Origin of the sequence: Photobacterium minamisatsumaniensis, assembly GCF_050336695.1 — a bacterium.
Taxonomy (GTDB): Bacteria; Pseudomonadota; Gammaproteobacteria; order Enterobacterales; family Vibrionaceae; genus Photobacterium; species Photobacterium minamisatsumaniensis.
Genome location: NZ_JAKJSI010000099.1, coordinates 1 through 2,353, shown reverse-complemented (window position 1 = coordinate 2,353; position 2,353 = coordinate 1). Strand labels below are relative to the sequence as shown.

The following is a 2,353-nucleotide window of genomic DNA, read 5'->3' as shown; positions in this document are numbered from 1 at the left end:
GGGGGGGGATTCTATTCTTTCCGTACAGGTTGTCGCTAAAGCGGAGCAAGCCGGCCTGCTCTTTACCGTTGCCGATATGTTCGAGCACCAAACTATTGAGCAACTTGTTGGCATTGCTTCCCAAACACCGTCAGATAACGACATCGAAGAAGACGATGACTTTGACCTAATATCTGAGGCAGATGCTGAGCTTCTAACCCGAAAATGGAAGGCCCTGCCGTATGTGGCTGGGCAATATGAAAAGGATATCACCATGCAACAGCAGACCCTTCCTCCAGTTATTGATGGCTATCCGCTTAGCCGGATGCAAGCTGGCATGCATTACCATAACCAACTCAATACCCATCATTCACTCTACCATGATGTTTTAAATATACAGCTTCAGGCTTGTTGGGATCAGCCCGCATTTACCCAAGCGATAGAACAAACCCTTAACCGTCATCCACTACTGCGCACCAGCTTCAATGCCATCGCATTCAGCGAACCGATGCAACTGGTTCATCAACAAGGGATTGTCAGGCTCGATGTACGTCAACTGGCTACTGAGCCCTCAGTAGATATACAGATAGAGACCGCTATCGATCAGATAAAAGCCTCACCACTAAGCCTCACCGAGCCGAGTCAGATCCGCTTCACGGTCTTATTGAGAGAGTCAGGGCAATTCCAATTACTGATCGATGCCCACCACATGATCCTTGATGGGTGGAGTATGGCAACCTTGCTGACTGAACTTTTCCAACGCTACCTGATAATTCAGGGGCTACTCCCAAAGATCCCCGACCAACCGCTTCAATCAAACTATAAAGCCTTCATCAAAGCTGAGCGTAAATGCCTGAAAGATGAATTAGCGCGTCAGTACTGGCAGCAACAGCTAGCCGCATTTGAGTACCATGAACTACCCAGTTTACGTCCAGATAACGAGCGRCCCGGTGGCATTGCTGAATGGCGAGCAGCGTTGCCCAGTCCCTTGCTCAACAGCTTGGCCGCTACGGCTAAAAGTCACGGTCTACGCCTAACCAGTTTGCTTCAAGCCGCTCACCTTCGAGTCATCGGMTTACTCACCAACCGTACCGATACGTGTAGCACCACGGTGRCTAACGGCCGTCTAGAAAAAATAGATGGTGAACGCGTCATAGGGTTATTTATCAATAGCCTTCCACTGGCTATTGATCTAGTTGATCACTCTTGGCTAAGCCTGGCTCAAGCTATTGAAGCTCAGCTCCAGCAACACCAACCTTATCGCCGCTACCCTTTTGCKGAACTGGTCAAGCAACACGCAACGCCACTCAGCGACTTCGGCTTTAACTACACCCACTTTCACAYCTATAAGCAAATTCAAGATATCAAAGGCTTCAGCGTTATTAATGGGGAAATCCGAGAAGAAAATAGCTTCAAATTTCATACCTCATTCCATCAGGGATTAACTGGCGACATCAACCTTGCTTTGTCCTATCAGCAAGATTATATCTCTAACAAACAAGCTCAAGCAGCCGGACAGTATTACTTAACTGCACTTCAGCATATCTGTCAGACCCCTAACGCTAAGTGCCTAASCACGCCATTATTGGAAAAGCGAGAGCAGGAACGAATGCTCTACCATTGGAACCCTCCATCAACAGACACCCAGCAAAACGCCTTTCTTCATCAGCGAGTTGAGCAACAAGCAAAACATAACCCGTCGAGCATTGCGGCCTACTGCGCGGGGCATGCACTGACCTATCAGGCATTAAACGAACGGGCAAATCAGCTGGCTCATCGACTTCGTCAAGAAGGGATAGGGCCCGATCAATTTGTAGGCCTATACGTTGATCGCTCTCTGGAAATGCTTATCGGATTGCTAGGTATCATGAAAGCGGGCGGCGCTTACTTGCCGCTTGACCCACAGTACCCAACAGAGCGTATCGAGTATATGTTGGCTGATACCAACGCTCGCCTTGTCCTCACCCAGCATCACCTTGAAAAGCAAGTTCCGACAGGAGCATACACCTTAATATCACTCGATAGTGACACTACTCTAGCAGCCCTGCCCCGCATCAATTTACCCGCCGAAGACATAAGGCTCAAACCTAACCATCTTGCCTATATCATCTATACCTCTGGAAGTACTGGCAAGCCCAAAGGCGTCATGCTCGAACACCGTAATCTCAGTAATTTCCTGTCATCAATGGCGCAACAACCTGGGCTGGCTGACGATGATACACTTCTAGCCGTTACCTCAATTTCGTTTGATATTCATACACTTGAGCTTTACTTGCCTCTGCAAGAGGGCGGAACTGTGGTTATTGCAACCCGAGAGCAAACTCTCGACAGTCAGGCACTCGATAGCCTTATCCAACACCATAATGTGACGGCA

1 protein-coding gene is annotated in these 2,353 nt (G+C 48.7%); it reads left to right on the top strand.

Annotated elements, in window-relative coordinates; all coding sequences use genetic code 11:
- Positions 1-2,353 (top strand): AMP-binding protein (locus tag L4D78_RS28160; protein ID WP_428469983.1); only part of this gene is annotated, 2,353 nt, incomplete at both ends.